Below are 4880 nucleotides of genomic sequence, written 5' to 3'. Positions count from 1 at the left end.
AGAGTCAGCTTAGTAAAATATTTAACTTTCTGGAACTATCAGACTTGCAGACCACCCCAAAAAGCTATACTTAACGACAGGTCATTTTGGACTGGTGTTTTGAGGACTTTTTACGCCGGTGATGACAGCCGATTTGCTAAAGCAGCTTGAAGAGCAACATCAGGTTCCTGCAGAACTCATTATGAAACTGATCGAGCTTGAACTTTCCATGGAGGGTTTGAGTGTAAGGCGTGGCTTATTAAGAAAGATGGAAAGCCTGCTGGAGCAGGACTGGGATGCTGATAACAGTCATGATTACCGTATCGATAGTCTTAAAAAGCTCGACAGTTATGAAAAAGAGATGAGTGACCTTAAAGAAAAGTATGAGGAGCTGGCATGATCCTGGAAGAGTTAAAGATCTGTGACTTCCGGGTAATCAGTGGAGAAGAAAGAATCTCTTTGGCTCCCCGTGTCCGCAATAATCGCAAACGCCCCATTATTCTGTTTGGTGGCTTAAATGGTGCGGGTAAAACCACCACATTAACCGCTATTCGGCTGGCTCTATACGGCCGTCATAGCTTGGGTGGTAACGTTTCGGTCAAGGAATATCACGCCTACCTTCGTGAGTCTATTCACAAAGGTCGTAATACATTGGTGCAAGCCAAGTCTGCGCATATACACCTGACATTCAGTTACGCAACTCGTGGTGAAGTATCACGATACACCATCAAGCGACAATGGGCTGTTGATACAGAGGCTCCTGATGAGCCGATTTCTGAAACGCTGGGCATTGAAAAAGATGGTAACTTGCTGGAAGAGTTGGACTATCAACAGTGCCAGGGCTTTCTTAATGAATTGGTGCCTATTGGAGTGTCTGACCTTTTCTTTTTTGATGGGGAAAAAATCGCTGAATTAGCCGAAGACACATCCGGTAAAGCACTTGGTGCTGCGATCCGTAAACTGCTGGGGCTGGATGTCATCACCCGGATGCGTGATGACCTGGCTATTTATCTTCGTGAAAAAAACACGGCGGCGATGCCTGAAGAGCATCAAAAGGAAATGGCTGACCTCAAGAGTGCCTATGAAGCGGCTTATTCGCTGTATAAAAAGTCAATGGATGACTATAGCGAGGCCAAGCGTCAGGTAAAGCGGCTTGAGAGTGAGGTTAAAAAGTCTGAAGGCTACATTTCTAGCAAAGGTGGGGAGTGGGCCCGCTCCAGAACACAAGAGCAAGAGCGTGTTGATGCGTTAGTGGCCGAAAAGAAGCAACTAGAGCATCAATTACGTGAGTGTATGGCATCAGCTTTCCCACTGGTGCTTAGTCTGAACAAAGTCGAAGAGTTATTCACCCAACTTGAAGCCGAGCAGGACTATAAAAAACAGCAGCTGCTTAAAGTGACGATGACGAAGAAGCTAAATCTTTTGAAACGGTCACTGGAAAGCACATTGCAAGATAAACTGGCCGTAGAGAGCGCTGTCGAGAAGGCCTTTTCGGATGTTTTTGCCGATGTGAAAGCTGTAGAAGTGATCCATGATTGCTCTGAACGACAATTTTCCAGTATCCGCTATTTGGTGAAGGATGTATTGCCTGCAGCTCGAGGTCAGTTTCTTGAAATTGGTGAAGCTCTGGCCGATGTCCAGCACCAGCTGGATAACGCCAGTAAAAATCTGGAACGAGCGCCAGATGAAGCTTTTTTACAGGATGAGCTGGAGCAGCTTCGAAAGTTTAATGACGAGAAGGCCGGTCATACAGCTAAAGCTCAATTAGCCAAGGAAGAAGCTCGCAAGGCCCTTCGTGAAGCGATGGACCTGATGCGCAAAATGCAGAAAAAAGAGCAGGAGTTCAGCTCTAATTTCTTCAGTAGCCGTGCCTACCAGATGGCCAAGCGTTCCCGCGAACTGCTTAACGACTTTGCCAGTCAGGCGACGGAAAACAAGGTGTCTCAACTGGAGCAGGAGTTTACCAGCTCCTTCCAGAAGCTGGCACGCAAAGACGATATCAGCTTGCAGGCAAAGATAGACCCGAAAACCTTTGATGTTCGCCTATTGAATAACCAGGGTATTGAAATCAACAAGAAGCAGCTTTCTGCGGGTGAAAAGCAGATCTTTGCTATTGCGATATTGGAAGCGTTGGCTCGAACCTCTGGCCGTAAGCTCCCAGTTATCATTGATACGCCTCTGGGCCGACTGGACAGTAAGCACCGAGGTAAACTGGTCGAGAATTACTTCCCGACGGCCAGTCATCAGGTTGTAATTCTCTCTACAGATACAGAGATTGATCAGGCTTATTTCAAATCTTTACAGCCGCATATTTCGCACATCTATGAAGTGGAGTACTTTCCGGAAGAAGGGAATTCCGAGTTTCTAGAACGCAAATATTTTGGTCAAAGCCTGGTGGAAGAGTCAGTAGTGCAGGAGTGTGTTCCAGATGTTGCCTAACCGCATTCGTATCTCCAAAAAAGCAACAGACACCCTGACGATGATTAAAGGCCGTACTGGGCTGACCCCCAATATCTTGTGCCGCCTTGCAATTGCTCATGCCTTGGAGTCAGGCTCTCTTAGAAAACGGGTGGACTCTAACCAGGATGGGCAGGAGTTTAACACCAATACTTTGTTGGGTGAGCATGCAGAGCTGTACGCCATGCTTATACGACAGCAAGTAAGAGGTGAAGAGCTGGGCAAAGTGGTTGCCCAGCTGGTAGATGATGGAATGGGATTGTTTTCTGGAGTAAATAATCTCAGTGATTTATTTGTGAAGTGTAAGGGAAAGGTGGAGTAAGCTTCCCTCATTTCATATGATTATTACTTGTTCTGCATTCATGGGATAGATATGTTGCCCAAGGCTTCGGCTCCATTAACTGAGCTTTTTGAAAAATATGATTTGCCAGTAGACTGGCTGTTTTATGGAGTTATTTTTTCAGGTTTAGTTGTTCCCATCATTTCCTTGGTTTTTGGCTATCTAAACTGGACAAATAAGAAAAAAAATTTACTTCATAATGAAATGACCTTCTTTGAGGAAAAACTACGTTTAGAGCGTGAGGATATTGTCAGTAGACTAGGGAAGTTCTATTACCCAATGAGGTACTTTCTGACACAAAGCAAGATGTTATATGATACGTTTGCTTTGGAAGAAAAGAGAAGACTCAAAGAAGAGGGTAAAAACTTTAATACACTGCGACACCTTTGCAGTGGAGGAACTTTTTCTGATGCCGATAAATCAATTCTTGAGCAGATATTAGAAATTGGTAAAAAACAAATAGGTGTCATTGAGGAAGAAGGATGGGCTGTAAATAGCCATGCTTTAAGCGATTTGCTGGCAAGGTATAGCGCCCATCTAAAATCCTTAATTCTAGCTCATGAGTCTAAAATACATGGAAGGGACAATGCCTTTCGGGAATATGTCTTTCCCATGGAATTACCTGGGGCTATTGAATCAAAAATTTTTGAACTGAATGATAGACTTGAATGCTTAGTTTCAACAAGGCCTGAAAGTAAAGAAGTTTTCTGTGGCAGAGATATGCGAGTCTCTAAATTTTATAATAGGATCGCACTAGGGTATTTTGAGGATACTAGATATATTGATATGCAAACCCACTATGATGGTTTTGTTGGACATGTAAAAAGTGGTGGCTTGATATGTGATATTGGTTGTGGGGTAGGTCGAGATACACAATTCTTTATTGAGAAAGGTTTTAGGGTGCTTTCTACGGATGTATCTGGTGAGATGGTTTTTCTTACAAATACCTATCCTTATGCATATGCTAAGAAGCAATCAGTTTTAGATATGCACTATCCTTCACTGTTTGATGGGCTATGGGTTAGTGCAGTCCTTCAGCATGTGAATAATGAGGGCCTAGAGGATGCTATTTCGCGCATGATACTGATGCTTAAGAAGGATGGTGTTCTGTATATATCTTTCAGACTATCAATCAGCTTTAGCGAAAGATTGGCAAGAACTGTTACTTTGCATGACCCTGAAAATGTTATTCGTATACTTAAAAAACAAAATATGAAAATAATTGGAAAGAGAGGACGAAATTTGTCCTCTAAAGATAATAAAAATGAGTTTTTTTCAGTATTGTGTAAGAAATAGTATTTAAGTTATCTTTTTATTTGGTTGTTATATAGATTTCTGGTGATTAAAATAATGTGTATAAGTTCGGATCTAATCTGACATTTCTTCTCAAATAAGAGAAAGGGTTACCGATTTAGAAAGAAGGTGAATCACCTGAAATCGAAATCATAAAAATGGTAACCCACATGATTCATACTTCTGATCGAATCGTTAAACACAAGGTTGGACTCCTTAACCTTGCGGATGAACTTGGCAACATCTCCAAAGCCTGCAAGATGATGGGCGTCTCCAGAGACACTTTCTATCGTTACCGGGACGCGGTGGCCGATGGTGGTGTTGAGGCGTTGCTCGACCAGAGTCGCCGGGTACCCAATCACAAAAACCGTGTTGACCAAACCGTTGAAGATGCCGTTATCGAATACGCTATTCAAGACCCCGCCCATGGTCAGGTTCGCGTATCGAATGAGCTGCGCAAAAAAGGTGTGTTTGTTTCCCCCAGTGGCGTTCGCAGTATTTGGATAAGAAATGATCTGGCCAACTTCAAACAGCGATTAAAAGCCCTGGAAGCCAAGGTTGCAGAAGAAGGGGTTATTCTCACCGAATCCCAGGTCCAGGCTCTTGAGCGCAAGAAGCTGGATGACGAGGCCTGTGGTGAGATTGATACGGCACACCCTGGTTACCTGGGATCTCAGGATACGTTGTCATCACCGATGTAATAAGTCTTCAAAACACCAGTTTAATTTGACCTCCCGATTAACCCTTTTCTGGCCGATTGTTTTCCTGTTGGTATCAAGCAGGGAGCAGCGCCATGACCAATCGAGAGGAC

Annotated in this window: 4 protein-coding genes and 1 pseudogene; all 5 read left to right on the top strand. The window is 43.7% G+C overall.

What is annotated here, in order from left to right; all coding sequences use genetic code 11:
- Positions 1–118 precede the first annotated feature (118 nt).
- On the top strand, positions 119–379 hold the full coding sequence (locus tag AK963_RS25445; RefSeq protein WP_139117655.1) for a hypothetical protein: 261 nt from the start codon (positions 119–121) through the stop codon (positions 377–379).
- Positions 376–2418, top strand: a complete 2043-nt coding sequence (dndD, locus tag AK963_RS25440; protein WP_066018178.1) for a DNA sulfur modification protein DndD — start codon at positions 376–378, stop codon at positions 2416–2418. Before AK963_RS25445 ends, dndD begins: the two co-directional genes overlap by 4 nt.
- Positions 2408–2758 (top strand): DNA sulfur modification protein DndE, encoded by a 351-nt coding sequence (gene dndE, locus AK963_RS25435; RefSeq protein ID WP_066018177.1) that lies wholly within the window; start codon positions 2408–2410, stop codon positions 2756–2758. Before dndD ends, dndE begins: the two co-directional genes overlap by 11 nt.
- Before the next feature lie 51 nt (positions 2759–2809).
- Positions 2810–4072 (top strand): class I SAM-dependent methyltransferase, encoded by a 1263-nt coding sequence (locus AK963_RS25430; protein ID WP_066018176.1) that lies wholly within the window; start codon positions 2810–2812, stop codon positions 4070–4072.
- Positions 4073–4239: 167 nt separating this feature from the next.
- Positions 4240–4752, top strand: a pseudogene (locus tag AK963_RS25425) (helix-turn-helix domain-containing protein); the annotation flags it as partial.
- Between the last annotated feature and the right edge of the window lie 128 nt (positions 4753–4880).

Origin of the sequence: Endozoicomonas atrinae (assembly GCF_001647025.1) — a bacterium.
In the GTDB taxonomy this organism is placed as follows: Bacteria; Pseudomonadota; Gammaproteobacteria; order Pseudomonadales; family Endozoicomonadaceae; genus Endozoicomonas; species Endozoicomonas atrinae.
The sequence above is the reverse complement of the archived record's forward strand: the minus strand, read 5'-3'. Positions and strand labels throughout refer to the sequence as shown.

Coding starts and splice junctions, on each gene's coding strand:
- dndE (WP_066018177.1), top strand. CDS start 2,408: ATGTTGCCTAACCGCATTCGTATCTCCAAAAAAGCAACAGACACCCTG.
- dndD (WP_066018178.1), top strand. CDS start 376: ATGATCCTGGAAGAGTTAAAGATCTGTGACTTCCGGGTAATCAGTGGA.
- AK963_RS25430 (WP_066018176.1), top strand. CDS start 2,810: ATGTTGCCCAAGGCTTCGGCTCCATTAACTGAGCTTTTTGAAAAATAT.